Annotated in this window: 29 protein-coding genes and 1 riboswitch; of the genes, 13 read left to right on the top strand and 16 right to left on the bottom strand. The window is 68.3% G+C overall.

Features of this window, described 5'->3' with window-relative positions:
* Positions 1–4: 4 nt before the first annotated feature.
* The 6 genes from AC07VX_RS24075 to AC07VX_RS24050 are packed head-to-tail and all read right to left on the bottom strand — an operon-like array spanning position 5 to position 6,513.
* Positions 5–1,099 (bottom strand): porin, encoded by a 1,095-nt coding sequence (locus AC07VX_RS24075; RefSeq protein WP_493166711.1) that lies wholly within the window; start codon positions 1,097–1,099, stop codon positions 5–7.
* 28 nt (positions 1,100–1,127) lie between these two features.
* The gene (locus AC07VX_RS24070; protein WP_493166710.1) at positions 1,128–2,420 is read right to left on the bottom strand and encodes a gallate dioxygenase; all 1,293 of its coding nucleotides are present in this window, start codon (positions 2,418–2,420) and stop codon (positions 1,128–1,130) included.
* A 47-nt stretch (positions 2,421–2,467) separates the two neighbouring features.
* A complete protein-coding gene (locus tag AC07VX_RS24065; RefSeq protein WP_493166709.1) occupies positions 2,468–3,589 on the bottom strand; it encodes a hypothetical protein in 1,122 nt (373 codons plus the stop codon).
* A 47-nt stretch (positions 3,590–3,636) separates the two neighbouring features.
* A complete protein-coding gene (locus AC07VX_RS24060) occupies positions 3,637–4,662 on the bottom strand; it encodes a TRAP transporter substrate-binding protein (RefSeq protein WP_493166708.1) in 1,026 nt (341 codons plus the stop codon).
* Between the two features lie 22 nt (positions 4,663–4,684).
* On the bottom strand, positions 4,685–6,007 hold the full coding sequence (locus AC07VX_RS24055) for a TRAP transporter large permease (protein ID WP_493166707.1): 1,323 nt from the start codon (positions 6,005–6,007) through the stop codon (positions 4,685–4,687).
* Positions 6,004–6,513 (bottom strand): TRAP transporter small permease, encoded by a 510-nt coding sequence (locus AC07VX_RS24050; RefSeq protein ID WP_493166705.1) that lies wholly within the window; start codon positions 6,511–6,513, stop codon positions 6,004–6,006. The genes AC07VX_RS24055 and AC07VX_RS24050 overlap by 4 nt, the downstream gene beginning before the upstream one ends.
* Before the next feature lie 145 nt (positions 6,514–6,658).
* On the opposite strand from AC07VX_RS24050, the gene AC07VX_RS24045 reads away from it, so the two are divergent.
* Positions 6,659–7,567 (top strand): LysR family transcriptional regulator, encoded by a 909-nt coding sequence (locus AC07VX_RS24045; protein ID WP_493166704.1) that lies wholly within the window; start codon positions 6,659–6,661, stop codon positions 7,565–7,567.
* Positions 7,568–7,571: 4 nt separating this feature from the next.
* Here the strand turns inward: AC07VX_RS24045 and AC07VX_RS24040 are convergent, their stop codons facing one another.
* From AC07VX_RS24040 to AC07VX_RS24030, 3 genes are read right to left on the bottom strand one after another with little or no spacing between them, the layout of a single operon-like run.
* The gene (locus tag AC07VX_RS24040) at positions 7,572–8,495 is read right to left on the bottom strand and encodes a tRNA dihydrouridine synthase (protein ID WP_493166868.1); all 924 of its coding nucleotides are present in this window, start codon (positions 8,493–8,495) and stop codon (positions 7,572–7,574) included.
* A gap of 14 nt (positions 8,496–8,509) precedes the next feature.
* Positions 8,510–9,004 (bottom strand): M48 metallopeptidase family protein, encoded by a 495-nt coding sequence (locus AC07VX_RS24035; protein ID WP_493166703.1) that lies wholly within the window; start codon positions 9,002–9,004, stop codon positions 8,510–8,512.
* Positions 9,005–9,057: 53 nt separating this feature from the next.
* Positions 9,058–9,549, bottom strand: a complete 492-nt coding sequence (locus AC07VX_RS24030; RefSeq protein WP_493166702.1) for a 6,7-dimethyl-8-ribityllumazine synthase — start codon at positions 9,547–9,549, stop codon at positions 9,058–9,060.
* Positions 9,550–9,636: 87 nt separating this feature from the next.
* Positions 9,637–9,787, bottom strand: a riboswitch (FMN riboswitch).
* Positions 9,788–9,842: 55 nt separating this feature from the next.
* Between AC07VX_RS24030 and AC07VX_RS24025 the strand changes: the two genes are divergently transcribed.
* Positions 9,843–10,121 carry a 2Fe-2S iron-sulfur cluster-binding protein gene (locus AC07VX_RS24025; protein ID WP_493166701.1) on the top strand — a complete coding sequence of 93 codons (279 nt, stop codon included), beginning with the start codon at positions 9,843–9,845 and terminating at the stop codon, positions 10,119–10,121.
* Here AC07VX_RS24025 and AC07VX_RS24020 read toward each other — a convergent pair.
* Positions 10,105–11,772: a serine hydrolase domain-containing protein gene (locus tag AC07VX_RS24020; RefSeq protein WP_493166700.1), complete on the bottom strand. Its 1,668-nt coding sequence runs from the start codon at positions 11,770–11,772 to the stop codon at positions 10,105–10,107. The genes AC07VX_RS24025 and AC07VX_RS24020 overlap by 17 nt on opposite strands.
* A gap of 234 nt (positions 11,773–12,006) precedes the next feature.
* On the opposite strand from AC07VX_RS24020, the gene AC07VX_RS24015 reads away from it, so the two are divergent.
* Together AC07VX_RS24015 and AC07VX_RS24010 are read left to right on the top strand one after the other, a co-directional pair.
* Complete coding sequence (locus tag AC07VX_RS24015; protein WP_493166699.1) at positions 12,007–12,597, top strand: 1-acyl-sn-glycerol-3-phosphate acyltransferase; 591 nt, start codon at positions 12,007–12,009, stop codon at positions 12,595–12,597.
* Entirely contained in the window at positions 12,594–12,830 is a 237-nt protein-coding gene (locus AC07VX_RS24010; protein WP_493166698.1) for a VF530 family protein, read from the top strand. Before AC07VX_RS24015 ends, AC07VX_RS24010 begins: the two co-directional genes overlap by 4 nt.
* Here the strand turns inward: AC07VX_RS24010 and minE are convergent.
* The 3 genes from minE to minC are packed head-to-tail and all read right to left on the bottom strand — an operon-like array spanning position 12,827 to position 14,768.
* Complete coding sequence (minE, locus tag AC07VX_RS24005; protein ID WP_119043242.1) at positions 12,827–13,093, bottom strand: cell division topological specificity factor MinE; 267 nt, start codon at positions 13,091–13,093, stop codon at positions 12,827–12,829. The two genes, AC07VX_RS24010 and minE, sit on opposite strands and share 4 nt — an antisense overlap.
* A 13-nt stretch (positions 13,094–13,106) precedes the next feature.
* Entirely contained in the window at positions 13,107–13,922 is an 816-nt protein-coding gene (gene minD / locus AC07VX_RS24000) for a septum site-determining protein MinD (RefSeq protein WP_493166697.1), read from the bottom strand.
* A 36-nt stretch (positions 13,923–13,958) separates the two neighbouring features.
* Positions 13,959–14,768 (bottom strand): septum site-determining protein MinC, encoded by an 810-nt coding sequence (gene minC, locus AC07VX_RS23995; protein WP_493166696.1) that lies wholly within the window; start codon positions 14,766–14,768, stop codon positions 13,959–13,961.
* Between the two features lie 617 nt (positions 14,769–15,385).
* Between minC and AC07VX_RS23990 the strand changes: the two genes are divergently transcribed.
* The 5 genes from AC07VX_RS23990 (at position 15,386) to AC07VX_RS23970 (ending at position 20,483) form a co-directional block, all read left to right on the top strand.
* Positions 15,386–15,568 carry a hypothetical protein gene (locus AC07VX_RS23990; protein ID WP_493166695.1) on the top strand — a complete coding sequence of 61 codons (183 nt, stop codon included), beginning with the start codon at positions 15,386–15,388 and terminating at the stop codon, positions 15,566–15,568.
* A 38-nt stretch (positions 15,569–15,606) separates the two neighbouring features.
* Positions 15,607–17,652, top strand: coding sequence for a methionine--tRNA ligase (gene metG / locus AC07VX_RS23985; protein ID WP_493166694.1), 2,046 nt, complete (start codon positions 15,607–15,609; stop codon positions 17,650–17,652).
* Positions 17,653–17,768: 116 nt separating this feature from the next.
* Positions 17,769–19,415 carry a SulP family inorganic anion transporter gene (locus tag AC07VX_RS23980; RefSeq protein ID WP_493166693.1) on the top strand — a complete coding sequence of 549 codons (1,647 nt, stop codon included), beginning with the start codon at positions 17,769–17,771 and terminating at the stop codon, positions 19,413–19,415.
* 21 nt (positions 19,416–19,436) lie between these two features.
* Positions 19,437–19,640 (top strand): DUF3460 family protein, encoded by a 204-nt coding sequence (locus AC07VX_RS23975; protein ID WP_493166692.1) that lies wholly within the window; start codon positions 19,437–19,439, stop codon positions 19,638–19,640.
* Positions 19,641–19,652: 12 nt separating this feature from the next.
* On the top strand, positions 19,653–20,483 hold the full coding sequence (locus AC07VX_RS23970) for a segregation and condensation protein A (RefSeq protein ID WP_493166691.1): 831 nt from the start codon (positions 19,653–19,655) through the stop codon (positions 20,481–20,483).
* Here AC07VX_RS23970 and AC07VX_RS23965 read toward each other — a convergent pair whose 3' ends face one another.
* Together AC07VX_RS23965 and AC07VX_RS23960 are read right to left on the bottom strand one after the other, a co-directional pair.
* The gene (locus AC07VX_RS23965) at positions 20,484–21,389 is read right to left on the bottom strand and encodes a DUF808 domain-containing protein (RefSeq protein WP_493166690.1); all 906 of its coding nucleotides are present in this window, start codon (positions 21,387–21,389) and stop codon (positions 20,484–20,486) included.
* A 50-nt stretch (positions 21,390–21,439) separates the two neighbouring features.
* Positions 21,440–21,895 (bottom strand): MaoC family dehydratase, encoded by a 456-nt coding sequence (locus tag AC07VX_RS23960; protein ID WP_493166689.1) that lies wholly within the window; start codon positions 21,893–21,895, stop codon positions 21,440–21,442.
* A gap of 51 nt (positions 21,896–21,946) precedes the next feature.
* Between AC07VX_RS23960 and kefF the strand changes: the two genes are divergently transcribed.
* Genes kefF through AC07VX_RS23940 form a run of 4 tightly spaced genes read left to right on the top strand, consistent with a single transcriptional unit; the run spans position 21,947 to position 25,711 of the window.
* On the top strand, positions 21,947–22,597 hold the full coding sequence (gene kefF, locus AC07VX_RS23955) for a glutathione-regulated potassium-efflux system oxidoreductase KefF (RefSeq protein WP_493166688.1): 651 nt from the start codon (positions 21,947–21,949) through the stop codon (positions 22,595–22,597).
* A complete protein-coding gene (gene kefC, locus AC07VX_RS23950) occupies positions 22,594–24,432 on the top strand; it encodes a glutathione-regulated potassium-efflux system protein KefC (protein ID WP_493166687.1) in 1,839 nt (612 codons plus the stop codon). The genes kefF and kefC overlap by 4 nt, the downstream gene beginning before the upstream one ends.
* Positions 24,429–25,256: an SIR2 family NAD-dependent protein deacylase gene (locus AC07VX_RS23945; protein ID WP_493166686.1), complete on the top strand. Its 828-nt coding sequence runs from the start codon at positions 24,429–24,431 to the stop codon at positions 25,254–25,256. The genes kefC and AC07VX_RS23945 overlap by 4 nt, the downstream gene beginning before the upstream one ends.
* 23 nt (positions 25,257–25,279) lie before the next feature.
* Positions 25,280–25,711 carry a DUF1841 family protein gene (locus AC07VX_RS23940; RefSeq protein WP_493166685.1) on the top strand — a complete coding sequence of 144 codons (432 nt, stop codon included), beginning with the start codon at positions 25,280–25,282 and terminating at the stop codon, positions 25,709–25,711.
* Between the two features lie 276 nt (positions 25,712–25,987).
* Here the strand turns inward: AC07VX_RS23940 and AC07VX_RS23935 are convergent.
* Positions 25,988–26,323 (bottom strand): transposase (locus AC07VX_RS23935; RefSeq protein WP_493183967.1); only part of this gene is annotated, 336 nt, incomplete at its 5' end.

Here is a 26,323-nt window from a genome sequence, read left to right as displayed (position 1 = left end):
AGCTTCAGAAGCTGTGCCGCACGCCCAGGGCCAGGCCGGTCTGGCCGGCGCCCGCGGCCGGGCCGTTGCCGGCAGCGGCGTTGGACACGCCCAGCGCCAGCGCGCCGTCGTTGTCGATGCGGCCGGCCGTCGCGTAGACGGCCGTGCGCTTGGACAGCGAGTACACGCCGCGCAGCGCGAACAGCGTGGCCTGGTTGACGGTGTTGCGGTAGTCGAGCCGGAAGACCTGGCCGTCCAGCGTGAAGGCCGGCGTGATGGGATAGCTGGCCCCCAGGTACCAGAGCTGGCTCTTGGGCATCGTGGCGCTGCCCTCGTTCCTGCGATCGATGACGCCGGCACCGAGCTTCACCGTGCCGAACCTGACCCAACCGGCCACGGTGCTGCGGCGGTCAGTCAGGGCGCTGCTGGTGAGCGCGGCAAACGCGCCGGTGCCACCGCGAATCTCGTCGACCGCGGCCGACACGCCCCAGGTGGGCGTGTCGTATTTGGCCATCGCCGACCACTGCTTGCAGGCCTTGCTGTCCGTGCTCTCGCCGGCACAGTTGGTGCCCGAGGGACTGGGGCCGGCGTTCACCGCATCGCGGCCGAAGCTGTAGGTGGCGCCGACGGTCAGGCCGTTGAAGCTGCCGCGGTAGGCGATGGCGTTGTCCACGCGCGAGTTGGGCAAGTAGCTGTCCAGCGAGCCGGAGCCGAACATGGCCGGGCCGAGGATGTCGGCGTCCAGCTGCGACCAGAACAGCATGGAGTACTGCCGGCCCAGCGAGACCGTGCCCCAGCTGCCCTGCAGCCCCACGAAGACCTGGCGCCCCCAGGCGCGGCCGCCCTGGTTCAGCGTGCCGCTGTCCACGCCCAGGCCTTGCTCCAGCGTGAAGACGGCCTTGAGGCCGTCGCCCAGGTCCTCGGTGCCGCGAAAGCCCAGGCGCGACGGCGAGATGCCGCCCGTCAGGCCCGGCATGCGCGTGAGGCTGCCGGCGCTGGCGCCGACGTTGCTGAGGTGCTCGACGGCGGCGTCCAGGATGCCATAGATGGCGACATTGCTCTGGGCCTGGGCGCCGGCGGCCAGGGCCAGCGCGGACAGCGCGACTGCGTGCTTGATCATGGGGAGGTCTCCTCGTTGTGGTTGGGAATCAGGTCTGGGCCGGCTTGTTCCAGTCCAGCGGGCCGGCCTGCTTGCCGGCGACCGAGTACAGGGCCCGGGTGTTGCGCGTGCGCTGGAAGGCTTCCAGCGCCTCGCCGCGCATGGCGGCATAGATGTGCAGGTTGGACACGCCGATGACAGCGCCCAGCTTCTCCAACATGAAGAAGATGGCGCCGTAGTGGATGAGGCCGCGCCAGTCGCGCCGGCGCACGAGGTCGCGCTCGGTGTCGCTCAGGCCGGCCTGCTCGAAGGCGGCCTCCTCATCGGCCAGGAAGGCGGCGCGCACCTCGGGCCGCACCAGCGCGTGCAGGAAGCGGTTGATGCGGTAGCCCTGCACGCTGCGCGCCAGCGTGAAGGGGTAGGTGCCGGGCAATGCCTCGACGCCCTCCAGCTGCTCGGCCATGCGTGCGCGGTGGCGCTGCAGCACGGCGGACGGCAGGGCCTGTTCGGCAGGCTCATAGATGGCCGTGGCGATGCCGGTCATGGACGGCAGGTAATAGTCGCGGTGCAGGCACGTCACCTGGGCCGCCAACGCGCCGCGCATGACCAGCCACATGATGACCTCGGACCCTTCCAGGCCGCCCAGCGCCGCGTACTCGGCGTGGGTCATGTCGGCCAGCGCCTCGGGGTCGCGCTCGAAGAGGTCGAGGAAGCGCGCGTCCCAGTCGGTGTTGTTGAAGCCGGCGCGCTCGCCGTGCACCTGGTGCGACAGGCCACCGGTGGCGACGATGGCCACGCGCAGGTCCTCGGGGTAGCTCTCGATGGCGCGGCGCAGGGCCTGGCCCAGCTTGTAGCAACGCCGCGCGCTCGGGATGGGGAACTGCAGCACGCCCATCTGCAACGGCACCAGCTGCACCGGCCAGGCCGGCACGTGCGGGCACATGACCGACAGCGGCGAGAAGCAGCCGTGGTCCAGCCCGCGGTCCTGGAAGAAGGACAGGTCGAACTCCTCCGTCATCAGCGACTGGCCGATGTGGGCGGCGAGCCGCGGATGGCCCTGGATGGCCGGCAGATCGCGCGCGCCGCCGCCCTCGTCGGCGACGGCCCACTGCTCGCCCACGCCCAGCGCGAAGGCCGAGTAGTGGTCGAAGAAGAAGGACGTGACGTGGTCGTTGTAGATCAGCAGCAGCACTTCGGGCTTGGCGCTGGCGAGCCACTGCTGCACGGGCTCGAAGGCCTTGAAGATGGGCGCCCAGGCGGGTTCGTCGCGCTTGTCGCGGTCGAAGGCGAAACCGATGGTCGGCGTGTGGGAGGCGGCGATGCCGCCGATGATCTGGGCCATGGTGTGTACGGCTGGCGGCGGGCCCGGGCCCGCCGCGGGTGGGGGGCTTAGGGATTGGCGTCCAGCTTGGCTTTGATCCAGGCGAAGGCTTCCTGCACGTCGTAGTTGCCGCTGTGGGGCACGAGGTAAGGGATCTTGAAGTTCAGGTCCTTGACCGACGCGTCGTTCCTGATCGCGAAATACAGCAGCGTCTGCATGGCGAACGCGGTGTCGCGGTCCACCATGCCGTGGCGCACATTCCAGTAGGGCGCGCTATCGGCGGCCGTGCCCAGGTAGGCCAGCGGGTTGATGAGCTTGATCTGCGTGGCCAGCGTGTTGGAGCTCAGCGCCGTGTGCTGGGCCCAACTCAGGCCGGTGTCGTCGGTGCCGGAGCCGTCGCCGGTGGCGGCGTTGTTGTTCCAGCTCCATTCGCTGAAGTTGGCGTAGCGCGCCGTGGCCGCGCCGAACAGATTGGTCTCGCCGCTGACGTTCCACGCGCTGGTGGACGCGCTCTTGTTGCCCGTGACGCCGACCGCGTCAAAGGCCACGACGGTCTTCAGCGCCTGGTTGGCGGCCACGTAGGCGACGAACCTGGCGTAGTCGATGCCCGCCGCGGTAGCGCTGCTGTCCGTGCCGCTGAGCGCGAGCCAGTCGTTGGCCAGCGTCGCGAGGCTGGTGACGAAGCTGCCTCCCAGCTGCGGCACGGCCGTGCCCTTGGCGATCTGACGCTCGATCTCGGCCTTCACGAAGGCCTGGGTGGCGTCGCGCAAGCCTTGCGCGGTCAGCGCCGCGCCGACGTCGCTCTTCAGGTTGAGACCGGCCACGTAGGCGGCGAACCTGGCCGCCATGGCCGTGGACGCCGCCGCCTGCAGGCCGGCCGAGTAGGCGACGCCGCCCAGCGCGCCGGTGTTCTTGTCGCTGCGCACGGCGCCGTACTCGAACTCGTAGCCGTCGTCGGCGTTGCCGAAGTTGTTGATGGGGCAGTAGGCCACCGCCGCGAACATGTCGTCCTTGATCGTGCTGGCGGCGGACGCGCCCGAGCCCCTGATGCCGGCGGCACCCACTTCCTCCAGGCAGAGGATGTAGTCGGCGCTGTTGCCACTGGCGGCGGCGCAGGCGGCGGGCATGACGGTGGCGCAGGCAATAGCCAGCCTCAGCGCCAGCGAATGGCGCTTGAACATTCGTTTCATCGGTTGTGTCCGGGGCCTCTGGCGGGCCTGGTTGTGAGGAAGCCGGATCAGCGCGCGGCAGCGTGCTTGGCGATCAGAGCCTTGGCGTCGTCGAGCAACTTGCCGCCTGCCAAGCCCTTGGCGTCCATGTCCTTGACCCAGTCGGCGGCCAGCTTGTTGCCGAGCTGCTTCCAGCTGGCCAGTTCGCTCGCCGGGATCACGTTGACCGAGGCCGGCGGCACGAGCTTCTTGCCTTCGTGGTCGGCCTGCAGGAAGGCCTTGCCGATCTGGCCGGACAGGGCCTGGCCGCTGTTGGCGTCGATGACCTTCTTCAGATCGGCCGGCAGCGATTCGTACTTCGCTTTGTTCATCGCGAAGATGAAGGTGGACGTGTAGAAGGCCGGCTCGGCGGGATCGGTCTCGGAGTGGTACCTGGCCAGCTCCTGCAGCTTGACCGAGGGCACGACCTCGTAGGGAACGACGGCGCCGTCGATGACGCCCTTGGACAGCGCATCGCCCACCTGCGGCACCGGCATGCTGACCGGCGTGGCACCCAGCATGGCGATGAACTTGTTGGTCATGCGCGTGGGGGCGCGCAGCTTGAGGCCCCGCAGGTCGGCCATGCCCTTCACCGGCTTGCTGGCCATGTGAAAAACGCCGTCGCCGTGGACATGGAAGGCCAGCGGCTTGACATCCTTGAACTCAGGCTGAGCGTGGGCCTGCACGTAGTCCCACAGCGCCTTGCTGGTGGCCTCGGGGCTCTGCATCATGAAGGGCAGCTCGAAAGCCTCGACGGCGGGGAAGCGGCCGGCCGTGTAGCCGGGCAGCGTCCACACCACGTCGGCCACGCCGTCGCGCACCTGGTCGTAGAGCTGGGGCGGCGTGCCGCCGAGCTGCATGGACGGGTAGAGCTGGCACTTCATGCGCTGGCCGGACTCCCTGGCGATCTTGTCGCACCAGGGCTGGATGAACAGCGTGTTCGCGAACGAGGTGGGCGGCAGGAAGAAGTGCACCTTCAGCGTGACCTCTTGGGCCTGCGCGGGCAATGCAGCGGCTGCAACCAGGCCGCATGCGGCCAGGAAGTTCAGTTTCATGGTGTCTCCTAGGTTCTGGGTCTCAGGTCAGCAGGTGCACGAGCCAGAGGGCCGTGGCGGGGAAGCCGATCAACAGCGACAGGCGCAGGCCGTCGGTGATCAGGAAGGGCACGACGCCCTTGTAGGTGTCGACCATGGACACGTCGCGCGCCAGGCCGTTCATGATGTAGACGTTGAGTCCCACGGGCGGGAAGATCATCCCGATCTCGCAGACAGTCAGGATCAGGATGCCGAACCACAGCGCCTTGTCGGCCACGCCGAGGCCGAAGAAGTCCATGCCCATGATGACCGGGAAGAGCGTCGGCACGGTGAGCAGGATCATGCTCATCTCGTCCATCACGCAGCCCAGCACGATGTAGAACACCATCACGCCGGCCATCACCAGCAGCGGCGGGATCTGCAGGTGGCCCACCAGCTCGGCCAGCTGCGCGGGCAGCTGCGACAGGGCCAGCGCCGCGTTGATCATGTCGGCGCCGATGAAGATCAGGAAGATCATGCCGCTGGTCTGGGCCGTGGTGCGGATGGCGGCAACGAACTTGGGCCCGTCCATCTCGCGGCGCAGCAGCGTGATGGCGCAAGTCATCACATTGCCGATGGCCGCGCCCTCGGTGGCCGTGAACAGGCCGCCATAGATGCCACCGAAGACGACGGCGAAGATGGCGACGATGGGCCAGACCTTGAGGCCGGCGGCCATCACCTCGCTGCGCGGCGCGGCCTGGGCGGCCGGCGCGTCCTGCGGGTTCAGGCGCACCATCACCGCGATGGCGACGATGTAGCCGACGGCCGCGATCAGCGCTGGCACATAAGCGGCAAGGAACATCTTGGTGATGTTCTGCTCGGTCAGGATGGCGTAGACCATCAGCGTGACTGACGGCGGCAGCAGCACGCCCATGGTGCCGCCGGTAGCCAGAGCCGCCGTGGCGAGCTTGCCCGAGTAGCCGATGCGGCGCATCTGCGGGTAGGCCACTTGCGCGATGGTGGCGGTGGTGGCCACCGTCGAGCCCGAGATGGAGCCGAAGGCCGCGCAAGCCAGCACGCCGGCCATGGCCATGCCGCCGCGGAAGCGCCCGAGCAGCGCGTTGGCGAAGTCGAACAGCGCCTTGGACAGCCCGCCCTGCACCGCCACCGCGCCCATCAGCATGAAGAGCGGGATGACGGACAGGTCGTAAACCGACACGCGGCCGTAGACCGCGCCCTTGAGGTGGGCCAGCAGCGGATCGAAGCCGGACAGGAAGACGTAGCCCACGGCGCCCGGCACGAACATCGCGATCGCGATGGGCACGCGCACGGCCATCAGCACGAGCATGGCGCCGAACATCGACAGGCCGATGGACATCGTGCTCATGCCGCCACCTCCGCGCGCAGTAGCTGGGAGGTCTGCACGGCGCCGATGGCCACGCTCAGCGCCAGGCCCGGCAGCATCAGCAGGTAGGGAATCCACAGCGGCAGGTCCATCAGCATGGAGCGCTCCTGCGACGCGAGCATGGACAGGCCGCCCGCCGCGACGCGCCAGGCAATGAGGGCCAGCACCAGCGTGTAGAGCCCGGTGCCGAGGGCATCCATCAGCCGTTGCGCGGCAGCGCGAGCGCCGGTGGTGAAGAAGTCCACGATGATGTTGGCCCGGCGGAACTGCGTGTAGGGCAGGAAGCTCGCAACGACGACAGCGCCGCCCAGCTGAACGAGCTCGACGTCACCGAGGATGGGGTGGGAAAAGAAGGCGCGGCCAATGACGCTGACCGTGGTCATCAGCGCGACGGCGCTGAGCACGAGGGCGCCCACGGCGGCGCTCGCGTCGCAAAGCCTTTCCAAACGGCGCATCACGGGCTGCGCGCCGGGCTGAAGTGAATCCAACGAAGTCTCCTCGCGTGCCGCCGTGGCGGCGGCTTTGTGGTTTGGACTTGATCCAGGTCAAGTTGCGGCGCAGTCTAGGAACGGGGCCTGGGCGCCAGAAGATGCTGCACACGAGGTCGCGATAACCGCTCGTTATCATGAGGCGGTGAAGCTGACCAATCTCCGCGCCCTGGTGGCGGCCATCGAACAGGGCAGCCTGCGCGCCGCGGCGCGGCAGATCGGCGTGTCTCAGCCGGCGCTGACCAAGATGATTCGCGAGCTGGAGCGCGAGCTGGCAACCACGCTGCTGCTGCGCTCGACGACCGGCGTGCTGGCCACGGCGCAGGGCATGGTCCTCTATGAAAGAGCCATTGCCGCGGACCGCGAGCTGACGCAGGCGGTGGACCAGATCCAGCAGCTCGGCGGCCGCATGACGGGCACGCTGTCCATCGGCGCCGTGCCGCTGGCGGTGATGCTGCTGGTGCCGGAAACCCTGCGCACCTTCGGCCGCGAATTTCCGCAGATCCAGCTACGTGTCTTCGAAGAGCTTTACATCGAGCAACTGACCCGGCTGCGCAAGGGCGAGGTCGATGTGGCGCTGGGTCCACTGCCCGAGCATCTGCCGCCGGGAGAGTTCGCCGTCGAGACGCTGATGCCCATCGACATGGTCATCGTCGTGCGGCGCGGCAACCCGTCGGCCCGCGCGCGGCGGCTGGCCGAGCTTGCCGAGCAGCCCTGGGTCTACACCGGCGCGACGGCCGACTCGGGCTATGCCAAGACGCTGTACGAGAGCCACGGCATGAGGCCGCCACCGGCCGGCGCCATCGTCAACTCGACGCTGGGCCTGCTGTCCATCGTCGCCAGCGGCAACTGCGTGGGCCTGTTGCCGCGCCAGATCGCCCAGCACCCGTTCGCGGGCCAGCACCTGGAGATCGTGCGCGTGGAGGAAGGCCCGCTGCAGCTGACGCTGGCCGCGCTGGCACGCACCGACACGGCCATCAAGCCCAGCGTGCGCCACTTCCTGGCCCATCTGCATCGGGCGGCCCACCACCTGACAACGGGCGCGGGCAGCTGAGGCTTCAGGCGATGGCGGCGGGCTTGAACAGCCGCCGGGCCAGTTCGTCCGCGTCGTTGAAAGTGCGCAGCTCCGCGTAGGCCGCCTCGGCCTCGGGGTAGGCGCGCTTGAGGTAGTGCAACCACTGCTTGAGCCGCCCGCCCTGGTGCCTGGCGGCAACGGTGGCGCGCACCTGATCGAAGAACACCTGCATCAGCGGCAGCAACTCGGCCCAGGCCAGCGGTGTCGCACGGGCACCCGCGACGCGCAGTGCCAGCCCCGGGTCGGCCACCATGCCACGGCCCAGCATCAGGTGCTCGCAGCCGCTGCGCTCGCGCGCGAGCTCGGCATGCTCCACGGTCCAGATCTCGCCGTTGGCGATGAGGGTGATGGGCACGGCCTCGCGCACGGCGGCGATTCGCTCCCAGTAGGCCGGCGGCTTGTAGCCGTCGGCCTTGGTGCGGGCGTGGACGACGATCTCCTGGGCGCCCGCCGCGTGGATGGCACGGGCCACGTCCAGCGTGCGGCTGTCGTCCATGTAGCCCAGCCGCATCTTGGCGGACACCATCACGTCGGCCGGCACGGCGCGGCGCACGGTGGCCACGATTTCATGGATGAGCTCGGGTTCGTCCAGCAGCACGGCGCCGCCGCGGTGGCGGTTCACGCACTTGGCCGGGCAGCCGAAGTTGAGGTCGATGCCCTCAGGCTTCAGCTCGGCCAGGCGGGCCGCGTTCTCGGCCAGGCACATGACGTCGGAGCCCAGCAGCTGCGGGTGCACCGGCACGCCCGCCGCCGTGCGGCCGCCGTTCCTCAGCTCGGGCACGATGCGCGTGAAGACGCGGCTGGGCAGCAGCTGGTCGGTCACGCGGATGAACTCGGAGACGCAGCGGTCCACGCCGCCCACGCGCGTGAGCACGTCGCGCAGGATGTGGTCGAGCAGGCCCTCCATCGGCGCGAGCAGGATCACGCCGGGTTCTCCTGGTTCATCAGGTAGAGCCGCAGATCGAATTCCAGCTGAAAGTAGTCCGGCTCCATGTGCTGGCAGAGCTGGTAGAAGGCCTTGTTGTGGTCCAGCTCGCGCAGGTGCGCCAGTTCGTGCACGACGATCATGCGCAGCAGCGCGGCCGGCGCCTCCTTGAACAGCGTGGCGACGCGGATCTCGCGCCGCATCTTGAGCCTGGCGCCCTGCACCTGGGTACGGCGGGTGTGGGTGCCCAGGGCCTGCTGCAGCACGCGCAGCTTGGCGTCGTAGCCGACGAAGTTCAAGGGGCCGGCATTGCGCATGTGGCGGTTCTTCAGCGCCTGCACATAGTCGAACAGGGCCGAGTCGCTGCGCACCTCGTGGGCTTCAGGCAGCCGGCGGACCAAATGGTCGGCCAGCCGCCCTTCCAGGCGCAATTGTTCGGCCTGGGCGATCAGTTCGGGGGGATAGCCGGCGAGGTAGCGGGCGGCAAGCATGCAATCGGTTCAAAGGGCGCGGCGCCTGGTGAGGCGCCGCGCCGTGGGCGAGGTCAGGCGGCCAGCGTGTTCAGCTGGTCCAGGCTCGCTATTGTCGCGAGGCAGGCACGCGCCACCTCCACGCCCTTGGTGGAGAAATGCTCGGCGAAGAAGCGCTTGTGCTCGCCATGCTCGTGGAAGTGGTGCGGCGTCAGCACGGCGGAGAACACCGGCACATCCGTTTCCAGCTGCACGTCCATCAGCGCCTGGATGACGGTCTGGGCGACGAAGTCATGGCGGTAGATGCCGCCGTCGACGACGAGGCCGCAGGCGATGACGGCATCGAAGCGCCCCGTGCGGGCCAGGCGCCTGGCGTGCAGCGGGATCTCGAAGGCGCCGGGAACGTCGATGACGGTGACCTGCTCCGCAGGGATCCGACATCGGCCGAACTCGCTGCGGATGGCCGCAACGGCCACACCGACGATGTCCTTGTGCCAGCTGGCGGCCAGGATGGCCACGCGCGGCAGGCGGGTCAGGTTGAAGCTGGGGTTGAGGGTCTGATTCATGGTGTCCTCTTGAAAGACGGTTTTTCCAGAATCAGGGCAAGCGCACGCAGCAGCGGCGCGCCTACTCAACGCAGGCACGCCGACACGACGCGATCTCTTTCATCCGGACTTTGACCGTCGGCCCTGGCATCGCACCAGGTCTGCTGACCCTTCGCCACCGAAGCGGCGAAGGCGCTCGCGGGCTCGTGCTTGCGCACCTACCGCCGGTGGGGAATTCCGCCCCGCCCTGAGAACGCTGCCGATCTTGCGAATCGGCGGCCGCATGCTACCGGGCAGCCGGCATGATGGCGGTCATGTCCGAGACATTTCGCGTGACGCTGCTGCCCGGCGGCGAGACCTTTCCCGCCGCGGCCGACCAGACCCTGCTGCTGGCCGGCCTGGCCGCCGGCATTGCCCTGCCCTGGTCCTGCCGCACGGGCACCTGCCGCACCTGCATCTCGCGTCTGGTCGAAGGGCGCATCGAGTACCGGATCGAATGGCCGGGCCTGTCCTGCGAGGAGAAGGCCGAAGGGCTGATCCTGCCCTGCGTGGCCGAGGCGCGCAGCGATGTGATTCTCACTTGCGCTGCATGAGCACCTTCTGGCCGCCCTGGGTCAGCGTCATCGAGGCCGGCTGCCCCGCTTCGGCGCTGAAGTCGAGCAGGGCGTCGACCTCTTCCACATAGAGCTGGCGCGGCGCATTGGCCCTGAGCTCGAAGGCCGGCTGGCCGGGTGCCTGGCCCATCAGCCGCCCCTTGTCGTCGATGTAGACACGCACCGACAGCTGGGGCGAGAGGTAGTCGCCGGCCAGGGCCTGCATCTGCGCCGCCGCCAAGGCCAGATAGCTGCGCTCGGCCGGCGCATCACCGCTGCGCGTCCACCGCTCGCCATCGTTCTCGCCGTTGTTGAAGAGCCGTACGGCCACGATCTGACCGCCGGCGCCACGCTCCAGCCGCAGCTCGGTCAAGGAGTCGGCGAACGCAAAGCGGTCCTGGCCCAGCGGGGTCAGGGGCATTGCACCACCGCCGCTGCGCTGGCTCTGCAGCACGCCGTCCTTGAGCCGCAGGGTACGGGTCTGCCCGCCCTCGCCGGCATAGACGCCTTGTGCCGCCTTGAGTTGCTCGGCGGGCACGGCCACGGGCCTGGCTTCGGCAAAGGGCTCGCCGATGGCGAAGGCGGCCAGCTTGCGCGCGACGGTGTCCATCGCGAAGCCGGGCGCGTCGCTGTTGCGCAAGATAACGACCGTCGTCTGGCTCTGCGGCAGGTAGTTCAGCGTCGACACGAAGCCATGGATGCCGCCGCCATGGAAGAGCATGGGCTGGCCGCGCAGCGTGCCGGTGAAGAGCCCGAAGCCATAGCGCTGCGCCGCAGCCGGCGCCACGGGCGTGACCATGCCGTCGTAGCCGGCCTTGCTGATCAGCTTGCCGCCATGCAGGGCCTGGTTCCAGCGCCACAGGCCGTCGGTGTTAGCGATCAAGGCGCCGGCCGCGTGGGGCTGGGTCATGCTGAGGATCCCGGCCGGTGCCACCTGGGCCTCGGCGTTCAGCGTGTAGCCTTGGGCCATGCCCTTGAAGAGCTTGTCGCCGGCCTGGTAGTGCACGCTGTTGATGTGGGCCGGCTGGAGCAGCAGTTCGTCGATGGACTGGTGCCAGCTCTTGCCCGAAATGGCCTCGACCACGGCGCCCAGCAGCACATAGCCCGAGTTGTTGTAGGCCCACTTCTCGCCGGGCTGGAAGTCCACCGGCTGGTCCTTGAACTCCTTGATCAACTCCGCCGTGCTGAGGTCGCGGCGCACGGGGTTGCCCATATAGCCGGCGATGCCGGTGTAGCTCTTCACGCCCGAGGTGTGGTTGAGGAGCTGGCGCAGAGTGATGCGGCCGCCATCGGGATAGTCGGGCAGGAACTTGGACAACGGGTCGTCCAGCCCGGCCTTGCCTTCGTCGATCTGCTTGAGCAGGGCCGCGGCCGCGAACTGCTTGGTGACGGAGCCGATGCGCATCAGCTGGTCAGGCTGCATGGGCACGCCGAGCTCGATGCTGGCCATGCCGCGGGCGCCCTTGTAGAGCAGCTGGTCGCCGCGCGCCACCAGCACGGTCACGCCAGGGCCGTCCGGCCTGAGCTTGCTGTCATTGAGCAGCTTGTCGGCATAGGCCTTCATGGCGGCGGGCGTGGCGGGCTGGCCGGCGTGAGCCGCGCCCAGCAGCAAAGACAACAGGACGGCAACGGGAATCGAGGGTGTGCGCATGGCTGCAAACGGGTGGATGGAACGGCGCGCAGCATCGCGGCAGGCAGCGTCGGCGGCAAGCGGGCGTGCGACCAACGGCAGGATTCACGGCATGAGCCGCAGCGTCCATCCACAGCAGCTGTGGACAACACCGGGGACAGCCTGCGAGCTGCAAGCCCAAGTCCTTGGCACAGCAGCGCTTTTCTTGCGCTGCCTCAGATTGAGGCAGGCCGGTGCCGCGGGACAATCGCGGCCATGCATCGCACCATCTTCACGACGCCCGTGATCAGCACCCTGCTGCGCGGCGTCTCCCTGGCCTGGCTCAGATTGGCGGGCTGGACCGTCCAGGGCAGCCTGCCGCCCGAGGCGCGCAAGAGCGTCTTCATCGCCGCGCCTCACACCAGCAACTGGGATCTGCCTTTCACGCTGTTCGCGTCCTTCGCACTGCGCCTGACGCCTTACTGGATGGGCAAGGCCTCGATCTTCAAGTTTCCGTTCGGCGGGCTGATGCGCTGGCTGGGCGGTATCCCGGTGGACCGCAGCAAGTCCAACAACCTCGTCGCCGCCTCGGCCGAGGCCTTGCTGGCGGCCGACGGGCCGGTGCAGCTCATCGTGCCGCCAGAGGGCACGCGCAGCAAGACCATCTACTGGAAGACAGGCTTCTACTGGATCGCCGTGACGGCCAAGCTGCCCATCGTGATGGCGCACATGGACTATCCGCGCAAGCTCGTGGGCCTCGGGCCGCTGTTCACGCCCACCGGCGACGTCGAGGCCGACATGGCGGCCATCAAGCGCTACTACGCCCAGTTCAAGGGCAAGAACTCAGACCAGTTCACACACGAATGAACGGCGCCAACGATCCCCTGCACGGCCTCACGCTCGAGGCCATCGTGACCGATCTGGTCGCCTATTTCGGTTGGGTCGAGCTGGGCCGGCGCATCGAGATCAAGTGCTTTCGCATCGACCCCAGCGTGGCGTCCAGCCTGAAGTTCCTGCGCAAGACGCCGTGGGCCCGCGCCAAGGTGGAGAGTCTCTACCTGTTCATGCGGCGCGAGCAGGCACGCGCCGGCAGGCCTTAGCGGCCCGCAGCTGCTTCCGGCAATTCGATCTTGACTTCCAAGACCTCAAGATCGCCCTGGCGCTCCATGTGGACCTTGATGTCGTCGGGATTGATCGACACGTATTTGCTGATGACGGCCACCAACTCCTTCTGCAGCTGCGGCAGGTAGTCGGGGCTGGAGCTGCGGCCATTGCGCTCATGCGCGAGGATGAGCTGCAGCCGCTCCTTGGCCACGCTGGCCGAGCTCTTCTTCTCGCCGAGGAAAAAGTTCAGGAATCCCATCGCGAGGCTCCCTTCACTTGGCGCCGAAGACGCGTTTGAACCAGCTCGGCTTCACGGCCTCCGTGAAGCGCATGGGCTTGTCCTCGCCGAGGAAGCGGGCGACGACGTCCTTGTAGGCCTCGGCGACGTCCGTGTCGGCGAGGTGGATGGCCGGCGTGCCCTGGTTGGAGGCCTGCAGCACGCTCTCGCTCTCGGGGATGACGCCGATCAGCGGCGTGCGCAGGATCTCGTGGATGTCGTCCAGGCTCAGCATCTGGCCGCCTTCGACGCGGTTGGGGTTGTAGCGCGTGATGAGCAGATGCTCCTTCACGGGCTCGCCGCCTTCGATGGCGCGCTTGGTCTTGCTGGAGAGCATGCCAAGGATGCGGTCCGAGTCGCGCACCGAGGAGACCTCGGGGTTGGTCACCACCAGGGCCTCGTCGGCGTAGTGCATGGCCATCAGCGCGCCGGTCTCAATGCCGGCCGGCGAGTCGCAGACGATGTAGTCGAACTCCATCGCCTTCAGCTCTTCCAGCACACGCTCCACGCCTTCCTGCTTCAGCGCGTCCTTGTCGCGCGTCTGCGAGGCGGCCAGGATGTAGAGCTTGTCGAGCTGCTTGTCCTTGATCAGCGCCTGCGTGAGCTTGATCTCTTCGTTGACGACGTTGATCAGGTCGTAGACGACGCGGCGCTCGACGCCCATGATCAGGTCGAGGTTGCGCAGGCCCACGTCGAAGTCGATGACGCAGGTCTTGTGGCCGCGCATGGCGAGGCCGGTGGCGAAGCTCGCGCTGGTGGTGGTCTTGCCGACCCCGCCCTTGCCGGAGGTGACGACGACGATCTTGGTCATCTGGAGCTTTCCTGTTCGTTCAGTTCAATCGGGTGTTCAGAAGGCGAGCGGCTGCATCAGCAGCTTCTCGCCATCCAGAAAAACCTGCGCCGGCTTGCCCGCCACATCGGCCGGCAGCGGGTTCTCGGTCGTGCGGTAGATGCCGGCAATCGACAGCAGCTCGGCCTCCAGGCTGTGGGCGTAGATGCGCGCCGTCGTGTCGCCGCGCGCACCAGCGATGGCCTTGCCACGCAGCGGCGCGTAGACATGCACGCTGCCGTCGGCGATGACCTCGGCGCCGTGATTCACGAGAGCCAGCACGACGAGGTCGCCACCCTTGGCATAGATGCGCTGGCCCGAGCGCAGAGGCTTGTCGATGACCAGAGTCGGCGCGGGCGCGGCGGGCTTCTCGATGATCTTCTCGACGGTGATCTCCCGCACCACCTCGCGCACGGTCTCGACGGGCGCGGCCGCCGCAACGGCGGGCTCGTCTGCCGCGTCGGCCAGGCCCAGGGCCTGCGCCAACGCGAGTTCCTCGACCGTCGCGCCAGCCACGGCCACCGGCTGCAGCTGGCTGGCGCGCAGCAACTCGACGATGGCCTTCAGGTCGACGGGTGCGGGACCGTCCAGCGCGAGCGCGGCCTGGCCCTCATCGGCCGAGGCAGCCGGCGCCCGCGGCACCTGGCTCAGGTCGATGACGACGGGTTCATGCTCGAAGCCGCCGGCGCCGGCACGCTGGGCCCAGTCGGCAGCGATGTCCGCCATGTTGGCGCTGTGCAGCACCAAGCCCAACAGGCTGAAGCGGCGCGACTTCAATTCGAAAGTGCCGGCGCGGGAAGCGCTCTTGCGCCCACCGCTGTCCTTCATCAAATCCGCCATCTGCGCCGCTGCCGCCTCTTCAAAAGGCCGCGAGTTTAGCCGCCGCCCTTCGACTGCCTTGTTGGGGACTGCCCCCAAAAGCCGCGCGCAAGTCGCCTCAAAAACGGGCAGCGCAGGCCGGGCAGTGGCGGATCAAGTACTTAGCGCCGCTGTCGGCAACCGGCCCACAGACTTGTCCACAGCTGACGGGGACAACCGCGGCGACGCTGTCATCCAGACCCGTGACATCCGCCCGCCGCGGCTTGACTTATCCCCAAATCTGGCAAGCGTCAAGCCTTTTGGACCCTGAGCAGCGGCAACGCTTCCACAACCCGAGCCATGAAGCTAAGTGATTGATTCTTATAGGCCAGTTGGAGGTGCTTAAAAATTCAGCAACCTAAGCGGGACCGCATCACACAAGGGCTTGGCTGCGATGGAGGCCAGTTCTCCACAAAGTTTTCCACAGACTCGGTGGATAGTTTGCGGAAGTGTTACGGATCAGTGACTTACGGTTGATCCTTGAGGTGCTCTGTAGCTTTCGGCGCCAAGTGGGAAAGCCCCTGCGACTGGCCCGCGGGTTACATTGGCCGATGCCCGCGCGTGCGGGCGCTCCCAGGAGACTGCACTTGGCCACACCGAATTACAGCTACGAGAAGCGCCAGCGCGAGTTGGCCAAGAAACGCAAGGCCGAGGAGAAGCGCCAGCGCAAGCTCAGCGGCAAGCCGGCCGAGGACGACGCTCCCGCCGAGGCCGGCGCCGAAGCCCCGACCGAAGCCGGTGATGCCGGCCCCGTCGAGCCGCAAACCTAAAATCAGTCGTTTCCCGTCAGCCCGCCGTTTCCGCGCCCATGCCCCGCCAGCTCTTCGTCACCACCGCCCTGCCCTATGCGAACGCCGGTTTCCACATCGGCCACATCATGGAGTACACCCAGGCCGACATCTGGGTTCGCTACCAGCGCATGGCGGGCTCGCAGGTGCACTTCGTCTGTGCGGACGACGCCCACGGCGCGCCGATCATGATCGCGGCCGAGAAGGCCGGCAAGACGCCGCAGGACTTCGTCGCCGGCATCGCCGCCGGCCGCAAGCAGTACCTCGACGGCTTCCACATCAGCTTCGACAACTGGCACAGCACCGACGGCGCCGAGAACCACGAACTCTCCAAGTCCGTGTACCTGGCGCTGCGCCACAACGAGCTGATCACCACCAAGACCATCGAGCAGTTCTTCGACCCTGCCAAGTCGATGTTCCTGCCCGACCGCTTCATCAAGGGCGAATGCCCCAAGTGCGGCGCCAAGGACCAGTACGGCGACTCCTGCGAGGTTTGCGGCGCCGTCTACGCGCCTACCGAGCTGAAGAACCCCTACTCGGTACTGTCCGGCGCCACACCGGTGCTCAAGACCAGCGAGCACTACTTCTTCAAGCTCAGCGACCCGCGCTGCGTCGACTTCCTGACCCAGTGGACACAGGAACCCGGCCGCCTGCAGCCCGAGGTGCTGAACAAGATCCGTGAATGGTTCGAGCCTGACGAGGAAGGCAAGAACCGCCTCAGCGACTGGGACATCAGCCGCGACGCGCCCTATTTCGGCATCGAGATCCCCGACGCACCAGGCAAGTACTTCTACGTCTGGCTGGACGCGCCCGTCGGCTACCTGGCCTCGCTGAAGAACTACTTCGGCAAGATCGGGAAAGACTTCGACGCCTTCATGGCCCAGCCCGAGGTGGAGCAGATCCACTTCATCGGCAAGGACATCACCTACTTCCACACGCTGTTCTGGCCGGCCATGCTGCATTTCAGCGGCCGCAAGACGCCCAACCACGTCTTCGTGCACGGCTTCATGACCGTCAACGGCGGCGAGAAGATGAGCAAGAGCCGCGGCACCGGCCTGGACCCGCTGAAGTACCTCAGCCTGGGCCTGAATGCGGAATGGCTGCGCTACTACATCGCCGCCAAGCTCAACGCCCGCGTCGAGGACATCGACTTCAACCCCGAAGACTTCGTCGCCCGCGTCAACAGCGACCTGGTCGGCAAGTTCATCAACATCGCTTCGCGGGCTGCGGGCTTCCTTTCCAAGCGCTTCGATGGCAGGCTCAGCAGCGACCTCGGCGTGGAAGGCAGAACGCTGCTGGATGCGCTGCGCGCCCAGAGCGCCGGCATCGCCGAGCTCTACGAGACGCGCGAGTTCGGCAAGGCGCTGCGCGAGATCATGGCGCTTGCCGACAAGGTCAACGAGTTCGTCGACCAGCACAAGCCCTGGGAACTGGCCAAGCAGGAAGGCATGGACGCCGCGCTGCACGACGTCTGCAGCGTCTGCATCGAGGCCTTCCGCCTGCTGGCGATCTACCTCAAGCCGGTACTGCCCGCGCTCAGCGGCCAGGTCGAAGCCTTCCTGAAAGTCGAGCCGCTGCAGTGGAGCGACAGCGCTCGGGCGCTGGGCGCCCACCAGATCGGCGCCTACCAGCACCTGATGCAGCGCGTGGACCTCGCCAAGGTCGAGCAGCTGTTCGAGGCTCCGCCGGCGCCCAAGGTCATCCCCGGCGGCGAAGACATCGCGGCCGAGATCAAGATCGACGACTTCGCCAAGGTCGACCTGCGCATCGCCAGGATCGTCAAGGCCGAGCTGGTGGAGGGCTCGGACAAGCTGCTGCGCCTGACGTTGGACGCGGGCGAAGGCCGCACGCGCAACGTCTTCAGCGGCATCCGCGCCGCCTACAAGCCCGAAGACCTGGAAGGCAAGCTGACGGTGTTGGTGGCCAACCTCGCCCCGCGCAAGATGAAGTTCGGCATCAGCGAGGGCATGGTGCTGGCCGCCGGCCATGCCGATGAAAAGGCCCACCCCGGTATCTTCGTGCTGGAGCCCCACGCCGGCGCCCAGCCGGGCATGCGGGTGCGCTGAGGCCATGAACCCGCAGCTCGGTCCGTCGCGGCGCCGCCGCTTCATCGCCGAGCGCTACCACTGCGGCCCTCCGGCCTCCGCGCCCCTCGCGTCGCGTGCCATCTCCCGGAGGACTCATGCCCCTGCCCCGCCTGCATCCCTTTCGCCCACGCAGCCTCGCGCTGCTGGCGGGCTATCCGCGCGCCCATCTGCTGGCTGACGTCGGCGCCGGCCTGACGGTCGGCATCGTCGCGCTGCCTCTGGCCCTGGCCTTTGCAATCGCCTCCGGCCTGCGGCCCGAGCAGGGCCTGGCCACCGCCATCGTGGCAGGCTTGCTGATCTCCCTGTTTGGCGGCTCCAGCGTGCAGATCGGCGGGCCGGCGGGCGCCTTCATCGTCGTCGTCTACGGCATCCTGCAGCGCCACGGCCTGGCCAATCTGCTGCTGGCCACGATGGGCGCTGGCGTGCTGCTGTTCGCCATGGGGGCACTCAGGCTCGGCGTACTGGTGCGCTACATCCCGGTGGCCATCGTCACCGGCTTCACCAACGGCATCGCCGTGCTGATCGCGCTGGCCCAGCTGAAAGACTTCCTGGGCCTGAGCATCACCAGGATGCCCGCCGACTTCTTCGGCCAGATCGCCGCGCTGCGCGAGCACATCGGCAGCCTCAACCCCGCCGCGCCGGCCCTGGCAGCGGCCTGCATGGCCATCCTGCTGCTCTGGCCCAAGAACATCGTGCAGGACCGGCCGCTCACCGGGCTGCGGCGCTGGATGGCCCTGCTGCCGTCCACCGTCATCGCCCTCGTCGGCGCGACGGCCGCCACGGCTTTGCTGCAACTGCCGCTGGACACCATCGGCAGCCGCTTCGGCAGCATCCCGCAGTCCCTGCCCGCCCTGGCCTGGCCGGCCATGGACTGGACGGGCATGCAGCAGCTCGTCATCCCGACACTGACGCTGGGCCTGCTGGGCGCCATCGAGTCGCTGCTCTGCGCCCGCGTGGCCGACAAACTCACCCCCGACCTGCCCCGCCACGACCCCAATCAGGAGCTGATGGCGCAAGGCATCGCCAACTTCGCCGCACCGCTGTTCGGCGGCCTGCCCGCCACCGGCACGATCGCCCGCACCGTCACCAACATCCGCGCCGGCGCCACCAGCCCCGTCGCCGGCATCGTGCACGCTCTGATCCTGCTGCTCATCCTGCTCGTCGCCGCGCCGCTGGCCGTGCACGTGCCGCTGGCCGCGCTGGCCGGCATCCTGCTCGTCGTGGCCTGGAACATGGGCGAGTGGCATGAATTCGCCCGGCTGCGGCGCTTCAACCTGACCTACCGGACGCTGCTGCTCGGCACCTTCGTGCTGACCGTCGTCGCCGACCTGACGGTGGCCGTGGAGGTCGGGCTGGTCGCGTCCTGCCTGTTCTTCGTCTATCGCATGAGCCAGCTGTTCACGCTCAAGCGCGTGCAAGACCAGCCGCTGCCCGCCGGCGTCGTCGCCTACGAGCTGTATGGCGGCCTGTTCTTCGGCGCCGTAGGCAGGCTGGAGCCCGTGCCGGAGCAACTGCCGCCCGGCACGCGGGCCCTGGTGTTCGAGATGCACCGCCTGATCGTCATGGACACGACCGGCGTGGAGGCGCTGCGCGAGCTGCACCGCACCCTGCTCAAGCGCGGCACCGCCCTCGTCCTCGCCAACGTGAACCCGCAACCGCTGGACCTGCTGCGCCGCTCCGGCCTGGCCGACGAGCTCGGCGAGGCCGGCATCCTGCCCTCGCTGGGCGAACTAAAATCCTGAGTCCTGTCTGCGAGATCCGCCATGCCCCTGTTCTGGAAGCCCTACAAGTCCGAAGTCACGTCCTTCATCGAGCAGCTCAAGGCCCAGCGCCCGACGCTGGAAGCCGAACAGCGCGCCGGCCGTGCCCTGCTGTGGGACAAGGAGCAGGACCGCGCAGCCCAGGCCGGCTTCAACGAAGCCCGCGTGCCCCAGCAGCCCTACGTCTATCAAACGTCCGGCAAGTAAGCCTTGACGGCCGTGGCTGAGGAACCCGGCCTCGCCGAGTCCGACCTGCCCGAGGTCGTCGACGCGGTTGCCGTGGCACGCCTGTACGGCGAGCCGCTGTTCCAGATGCCGCTGGACCTCTACATCCCGCCGGATGCGCTGGAGGTCTTCCTGGAAGCCTTCCAGGGCCCGCTGGACCTGCTGCTCTACCTGATCCGCAAGCAGAACTTCAACATCCTCGACATCCCGCTGGCCGACGTGACGCGCCAGTACCTCAGCTATGTCGAGCAGATCCGCAAGCACAACCTGGAGCTGGCGAGCGAATACCTCTTGATGGCGGCCATGCTCATCGAGATCAAGTCGCGCATGCTGCTGCCGCCCAAGAAGAGCGAGGACGGCAAGGAGGTCGAGGACCCACGCGCTGAGCTCGTGCGCCGGCTGCTGGAGTACGAGCAGATGAAGCTGGCCGCCGCACGGCTGGACCGCCTGCCCGTGCTGGGCCGCGACTTCCTGCGCGCCCAGATCCACATCGAGCAGTCGCTGACGCCGGCCTTCCCCGACGTCTCCACCGCCGACCTGCGCGAGGCCTGGCTGGACATCCTCAAGCGCGCCAAGCTCAACCAGCACCACAAGATCAGCCGTGAGCAGCTCTCCGTGCGCGAGCACATGAGCATCGTGCTGCGCCGGCTGCAGGGCCAGCGCTTCGTTGAGTTCGAGAAGCTCTTCGACGTCGAGAAGGGCCAGGCCGTGCTCGTCGTCACCTTCATCGCGATGCTGGAGCTGGCCAAGGAGCGGCTGCTGGAGATCACGCAGGCCGAGGCCTTCGCGCCGATCTACGTCAGGCTGGCCTACAGCGCCAGCTGATCAGCGCCCGCGCAGCTTCTGCACGGCCATCACGCCGGCCAGCACGAGCGCGCCGGCCACCACGCCCACCAAGGCATTCGCGCCGTTTTGCAGCAGCGCGCCCACCGCCCAGGCCTGCCCCTCGGACAGATGCGCGATGGCATGGTGCAGCGGCGCGATGCCGTGCACCAGGATGCCGCCGCCGACGAGGAACATGGCCGCGGTGCCCAGCACCGACAGCAGCTCCATCAGCCGCGGCGCCGCGACCAGCAGGAAGCGGCCGAGGCCCTGGGCGCCGGCGCCCGGCTTGCGCGACAGCCACAGCCCCACGTCGTCCATCTTCACGATGCCTGCCACGAAGCCGTAGACGCCCACCGTCATCGCGACGGACACCGCCACCAGCACCGCCAGTTGCTGCTGCAGCGAGGCCGTGGCCACCGTGCCCAGCGCGATGACGATGATCTCGGCGGACAGAATGAAATCGGTGCGGATGGCGCCCTTGACCTTGTCGCGCTCGAAGGCCGCCATGTCCACCTGCGGGTCGGCGATGGCCTTAACCAGCTCGTCGTGGTGGACCTGGTCTTCCGCGGCACTGTGCAGGGCCTTGTGCGCCAGCTTCTCGAAGCCCTCGAAGCACAGGTAGGCGCCGCCCAGCATCAGCAGCGGCGTGACGGCCCAGGGCGCGAAGGCCGAGATGGCCAGCGCCGCGGGCACCAGGATGGCCTTGTTCAGCAGCGAGCCCACCGCCACGGCCCAGACGACGGGAAGTTCGCGATCAGCATGCACACCGGTTACCTGCTGGGCGTTCAGCGCCAGGTCGTCGCCCAGCACGCCGGCGGTTTTCTTGGCGGCGACCTTGGTCATGGTCGCCACGTCATCGAGGACGGTGGCGATGTCGTCGAGCAGGACGAGCAGGCTGGAGGCCATGGGGCGAGCAATCGTTGCGAAGGCCGCGATGCTAGCCGGCCCCGCCCGAACTAACGGTAATGCCGCGCCAGACTCTCCGCCACGCAGACCGGCTTGGCCGCGCCCTCGGCCTCAATGGCCACCTCCACCGTCAGCTGCTTGGCGCCGCCGGCCACGTCCTCCACCGCCAGCAGCTTGAAGGCCGCACGCAGCCGGCTGCCCACCGGCACCGGCGCCGTGAAGCGCACCTTGTTGAGACCGTAGTTCAGCACCATGCGGCTCTCGCGCACGGCAAATCCGGTCTCGAAGAAATACGGGATCAGCGACAGGGTCAGGAAGCCATGGGCAATCGGCCCGCCGAAGGGTCCGGCCTTGGCCCGCTCGGGGTCGACATGGATCCACTGCCGGTCCTCGGTGGCCTCGGCGAAGGCGTTGACGCGGGCCTGGTCGACGGTGATCCAGTCGCTGTGGCCCAGGGGCTGGCCGGTCAGGGCCTGCAGGTCGGCAAGAGTCTCGAAGATGCGCATTCGGGCTGATCTCGGTGGCAGTGCAGGGCCAGGAAGTTAACCTAGCTCGCCATGCCCGACAGCAACGCCCGCGACATCCTCGTCCTCGCCGCCCACCCCGACCTCGCCCGCTCCCAGGCAACCCGCACCGTGCTCGACACGCTGCGCGCCTCGCCTGCGGCCGGCCGCGTGGAGCTGCGCGACCTCTACCGCCTCTACCCGGACTTCCACATCCATGTGGACGCCGAGCAGCGCGCGCTGGAATCAGCCAAGCTCGTCGTCATGCTGCACCCCATCTACTGGTACAGCATGCCGGCGCTGCAAAAGCTCTGGCTGGACGAGGTGCCGCGCCTGGGCTGGGCCTATGGCCCCGGCGGCACGGCCCTGCACGGCAAGGACTTCTGGCTGGTGGCCTCCACCGGCGGCAGCGCCGAGGCCTACTCGCCCGGCGGCCACAACCACCATCCGATCGAGGACTTCCTGCTGCCCTACCAGCAGTCGGCGCGCACCTGCGGCATGAACTGGCTGCCGCCGCAGATCCTGCACGCCGCCCACCGCGCGACGGATGCGCAGATCCGGGCCCATGCCGACCTCTTCTCGCATCGGCTGGCGCATTTCCCCGAGTGGTGCGACGAGGTTCTGGAGCCCCCGGTGGGCGACGAGGAAGCCGTGGAGCTGGACGAACGCCCGGCCCTGTTCTCGACGCTTGGAGGCGAGCAATGAGCCACGGCAACTGGCTGCAATTGCCGCTGGTCTTCCTGGCCGCCGCCGTGCTGGCGGTGCCCCTCGCGCGCTACCTGCGCCTGGGCTCCATCCTCGGCTACCTCGCCGCCGGCTTGGCTGTCGGCCCGGCCGTGCTGGGGCTGATCCCCGAGTCCACCGCCATCCCCGAAGTGGCCGAGCTGGGCGTCGTGCTGATGCTCTTCCTCGTCGGCCTGGAGCTGGAGCCCAAGCGGCTGTGGGCCATGCGCCGGCCCATCTTCGGCTGGGGCAGCGTGCAGCTGCTGGGCTGTGCGGCGGTGCTGACGGTGCTGGGCATCGCGCTGGGCTACCCGTGGCGGCTGGCCGTCGTCGTGGGCCTGGGGCTGGCGATGTCGTCCACCGCCGTCGCGCTCGCCGTGCTGGCCGAGCGCAACCTCGGCCGCACGACGGCGGGCGAGAGCATCCTGTCCGTCGCGCTGCTGCAGGACATCGCCGCCATTCCCATCCTCGCGCTGGTGCCCGTGCTGGCCCTGAGCGGCGCGCACGACGACGGAGACGGCAAGACCTGGCTGGCGGCGGCCAAGGCGGTGGGCGCCATCGTCACCATCGTCTTCGGCGGCCGGCTGCTGCTGCGCCCGGCGCTGCGCTGGATTGCCCACAGCAAGACGCCCGAGATCTTCACCGCCGCTGCGCTGCTGCTGGTGCTGGGCACGGCCGCGCTGATGCAGCTGGTCGGCCTGTCGATGGCGCTGGGCGCGTTTCTCGCCGGCGTGCTACTGGCCGAAAGCGAGTACCGTCGCGAGCTGGAGACCGACCTGGAGCCCTTCAAGGGCCTGCTGCTGGGCCTGTTCTTCATCGCGGTCGGGATGGGGCTGGACCTGAAGGCCGTGGCGGCCCAGCCCGGCTCCGTGGCGCTGCTGGTGCTGGCGCTGCTGGTGTGCAAGATCTTCGTGCTGGTAGGCATGGCCAAGGCGATGAAGATCCCGCTGGTGGAGCGGCCAGCGTTCGTCATCCTGCTGGCCCAGGGCGGCGAGTTCGGCTTCGTCGTGTTCCAGCTCGCCCAGGGTGAAGGAATGATCTCCGCGGCGCAGAACTCGGCGCTGGTGGCGGCCGTGGCGCTGTCCCTGGCGCTCACGCCGCTGCTGCTGACGGGCGGCGACCGGCTGATGTCGCAGAAGCTCGCCCGCCTCGGGCAGAAGAAGAAACGCGACGAGGTGCCGCCGCCGCCCTCGCCCATCATCATTGCCGGCAGCGGCCGCTACGGTCAGGTCATCGCCCGCATGCTGCGTGCCAACGGCATCGAGGCCACCGTGCTGGACCACGACTCCGAGGCCATCGAGAGCCTGCGGCGCTTCGAATGGACGGTCTACTACGGCGACGCAACGCGGCTGGACATGCTCAAGACCGCCGGCGCCGCGACGGCCCGTGTCCTCGTCATCGCCATCGACGACATCGCACAGAGCGTGGAGATCGCCGAGCTGGCGCGTGCGCATTTCCCGCAGCTCACCGTCGTGGCCCGCGCGCGCAACGTGCAGCACTACTACCAGCTGCACGAGGCCGGCGTGCGCCACATCGAGCGCGAGACCTTCGACGCCGCGCTGATGAGCGCCCGCAGCGTGCTGGAGCTGACCGGCATGGAGCCCCACGCCGCACGCCGCCAGGCCATGCGCTTCCGGCGCCACAACATCGACGTGCTCAACCAGATGGTGCCGCTGCAGGGCGACGAGGGCGCGCTGATCGCCGCCGCCAAGCTGGGCCGCCAGCAGTTCGAGCAGCAGATGGCCGCCGAGCGCGAGGCCGAGGAAGCCCACCGCCGCGCCCAGCGCGGTGGCTGGGAAGGCGGCACGCCGTCATGAACGACGCTGCGCTGGACCACGCCGCCGACCTGATCGCCCAGGCCGACGCCCTCATCGTCGCGGCCGGCGCCGGCATGGGCGTGGACTCCGGCCTGCCCGACTTCCGCGGCACCGAGGGCTTCTGGCGCGCCTACCCGGCGCTGGGCCGCGCGGGGCTGGACTTCATGACCGTCGCCTCGCCGCGCACCTTCGAGCGCGACCCGCAGCTGGCCTGGGGCTTCTACGGCCACCGCCTGGCGCTGTACCGGCGCACCGTGCCGCATGCCGGCTTCGGCCTGCTGCGGCGCTGGGGCGGGCAGATGCTGCAGGGCATGGCGGTGTTCACCAGCAACGTCGACGGGCAGTTCCAGCGCGCCGGATTCGACGGCATGCCCATCCAGGAATGCCACGGCTCCCTGCACTGGCTGCAGTGCCTGCGCGGTTGCGGTGAGGAACCCTGGCCGGCGGACGGCATCGAGCCCGACATCGACGAGGCCGAGTGCCGCTGGCTCAGCGACTTGCCCGCCTGCCCCGGCTGCAGCGGCTTGGCACGACCCAACGTGCTGATGTTCGGCGACTGGGACTGGGTGCCCGACCGCTACGAGGCCCAGGCCCGGCGCCTGTCGGACTGGCTGGGCCGTGTGGAGCGGGCCGTCGTCGTCGAGATCGGCGCCGGCACCGCCGTGCCCTCGGTGCGGCACTTCAGCCAGCTCGTCGCCGCCGCCCACGGCGGGCAGATCGTGCGCATCAATGTGCGCGAGCCGGAAGTGGCCGCCGCCTTCGGCGTGGGCATGGCCTGCGGAGCGCTAGAGGCGCTGCAAGCCCTGGAGGCGCGCCCGGGTTGAGGCCGGCGGCGACAATCGCGCCCATGTTCGCCCCCTCCCAGCTCGAAGTTCGGCGCTTCTTCTGCGCCACCTACCGCAAATGGCGCGACGGCGCGCCATTGATCCCGATGGAAGCCATCGCCGCGGACTGGATCGCCGAGCACCCCGAGTACCACGACGACCTCGCCGACGAGGCCGCAGCGCTGGACAAGGTCTATACGGTGGAAGAGGGCCGCACCAACCCCTTCCTGCACCTGTCCATGCATCTGACGATCACGGAGCAGCACGCCATCGACCAGCCCTCCGGCATCCGCCAGGCGGTGGACCTGCTGGCGGCGAAGCGCAACTCCCGCCATGAAGCCCACCACGTCGCCATGGAAGCGCTGGGCGAGATGATCTGGGCCTCCCAGCGCAGCGGCCTGCCGCCGGACGGGCACGCCTACCTCGACAAGGTGCGCCAGGCCGCCACGCGCTGAGCGGGCAACAAAAATCTATGGTCACCCCGCTTTTGCAAGCGCTGACGGCGATGTGAAGTGGCTTGCGTAAATCTATCCGGCGTCTGGGTGGGGATCGGTGATTCCCGCGCCACGATGAGAGTCGCGCCTGGCAGTCCTTAAAAGCCGCTCGGCTTCAAGAGCCGATTTTTGTGTCTGGATGCCTGCCAGGCCGAATGGGCCGTTCACGTCATCACTGCTACAGCAGTCGCAAAACCTGTTGGGTGTTGATAGGAGTTAAGGGCGAGTGTTGGTTGGTCAGGCTGACGTTGCTTCCGGCCGCAGCTTGCCAGGGTCATAGACCGTGTGGCTGCGGGCCAAGGCCCAGGCCATGCGCGCGAGCTTGTTGGCCAGCGCGCAGGCCACGACGTTCGAGTGCCGGCGCGTGAGCAGCGAGCGCACCCAGTCGGCCAGCGGGCTGGGGTACTTGTCCAGACGCTGCATGAAGGCCCTGGCGCACTGCACGAGCAGTCGTCGCAGGTTCTTGTCGCCGCGCTTGCTGATGCCCAGCAGCGTGGCCTTGCCGCCGGTGCTGTACTGGCGCGGCACCAGCCCGAGCGAGGCTGCGAAGTCGCGGCTGGCGGCGAACTGATG

The organism is Roseateles sp. GW821-FHT03B02 (assembly GCF_059421025.1).
The sequence above is the reverse complement of the archived record's forward strand: the minus strand, read 5'-3'. Positions and strand labels throughout refer to the sequence as shown.

What these genes read in the sequence shown, in the direction of transcription:
- AC07VX_RS24025 (WP_493166701.1), top strand. Translation starts at nt 9,843, where the DNA reads ATGTCCGAGACATTTCGCGTGACGCTGCTGCCCGGCGGCGAGACCTTT.
- AC07VX_RS24015 (WP_493166699.1), top strand. Translation starts at nt 12,007, where the DNA reads ATGCATCGCACCATCTTCACGACGCCCGTGATCAGCACCCTGCTGCGC.
- minE (WP_119043242.1), bottom strand. Translation starts at nt 13,093, where the DNA reads ATGGGATTCCTGAACTTTTTCCTCGGCGAGAAGAAGAGCTCGGCCAGC.
- AC07VX_RS24030 (WP_493166702.1), bottom strand. Translation starts at nt 9,549, where the DNA reads ATGAATCAGACCCTCAACCCCAGCTTCAACCTGACCCGCCTGCCGCGC.
- AC07VX_RS24020 (WP_493166700.1), bottom strand. Translation starts at nt 11,772, where the DNA reads ATGCGCACACCCTCGATTCCCGTTGCCGTCCTGTTGTCTTTGCTGCTG.
- AC07VX_RS23940 (WP_493166685.1), top strand. Translation starts at nt 25,280, where the DNA reads ATGTTCGCCCCCTCCCAGCTCGAAGTTCGGCGCTTCTTCTGCGCCACC.
- AC07VX_RS24035 (WP_493166703.1), bottom strand. Translation starts at nt 9,004, where the DNA reads ATGCTTGCCGCCCGCTACCTCGCCGGCTATCCCCCCGAACTGATCGCC.
- AC07VX_RS23965 (WP_493166690.1), bottom strand. Translation starts at nt 21,389, where the DNA reads ATGGCCTCCAGCCTGCTCGTCCTGCTCGACGACATCGCCACCGTCCTC.
- AC07VX_RS24040 (WP_493166868.1), bottom strand. Translation starts at nt 8,495, where the DNA reads ATGGAGGGCCTGCTCGACCACATCCTGCGCGACGTGCTCACGCGCGTG.
- minC (WP_493166696.1), bottom strand. Translation starts at nt 14,768, where the DNA reads ATGAAGGACAGCGGTGGGCGCAAGAGCGCTTCCCGCGCCGGCACTTTC.
- AC07VX_RS24070 (WP_493166710.1), bottom strand. Translation starts at nt 2,420, where the DNA reads ATGGCCCAGATCATCGGCGGCATCGCCGCCTCCCACACGCCGACCATC.
- AC07VX_RS24060 (WP_493166708.1), bottom strand. Translation starts at nt 4,662, where the DNA reads ATGAAACTGAACTTCCTGGCCGCATGCGGCCTGGTTGCAGCCGCTGCA.
- AC07VX_RS24055 (WP_493166707.1), bottom strand. Translation starts at nt 6,007, where the DNA reads ATGAGCACGATGTCCATCGGCCTGTCGATGTTCGGCGCCATGCTCGTG.
- metG (WP_493166694.1), top strand. Translation starts at nt 15,607, where the DNA reads ATGCCCCGCCAGCTCTTCGTCACCACCGCCCTGCCCTATGCGAACGCC.
- AC07VX_RS23975 (WP_493166692.1), top strand. Translation starts at nt 19,437, where the DNA reads ATGCCCCTGTTCTGGAAGCCCTACAAGTCCGAAGTCACGTCCTTCATC.
- minD (WP_493166697.1), bottom strand. Translation starts at nt 13,922, where the DNA reads ATGACCAAGATCGTCGTCGTCACCTCCGGCAAGGGCGGGGTCGGCAAG.
- kefC (WP_493166687.1), top strand. Translation starts at nt 22,594, where the DNA reads ATGAGCCACGGCAACTGGCTGCAATTGCCGCTGGTCTTCCTGGCCGCC.
- AC07VX_RS24065 (WP_493166709.1), bottom strand. Translation starts at nt 3,589, where the DNA reads ATGAAACGAATGTTCAAGCGCCATTCGCTGGCGCTGAGGCTGGCTATT.
- AC07VX_RS23980 (WP_493166693.1), top strand. Translation starts at nt 17,769, where the DNA reads ATGCCCCTGCCCCGCCTGCATCCCTTTCGCCCACGCAGCCTCGCGCTG.
- AC07VX_RS24075 (WP_493166711.1), bottom strand. Translation starts at nt 1,099, where the DNA reads ATGATCAAGCACGCAGTCGCGCTGTCCGCGCTGGCCCTGGCCGCCGGC.
- kefF (WP_493166688.1), top strand. Translation starts at nt 21,947, where the DNA reads ATGCCCGACAGCAACGCCCGCGACATCCTCGTCCTCGCCGCCCACCCC.
- AC07VX_RS23945 (WP_493166686.1), top strand. Translation starts at nt 24,429, where the DNA reads ATGAACGACGCTGCGCTGGACCACGCCGCCGACCTGATCGCCCAGGCC.
- AC07VX_RS23960 (WP_493166689.1), bottom strand. Translation starts at nt 21,895, where the DNA reads ATGCGCATCTTCGAGACTCTTGCCGACCTGCAGGCCCTGACCGGCCAG.
- AC07VX_RS24010 (WP_493166698.1), top strand. Translation starts at nt 12,594, where the DNA reads ATGAACGGCGCCAACGATCCCCTGCACGGCCTCACGCTCGAGGCCATC.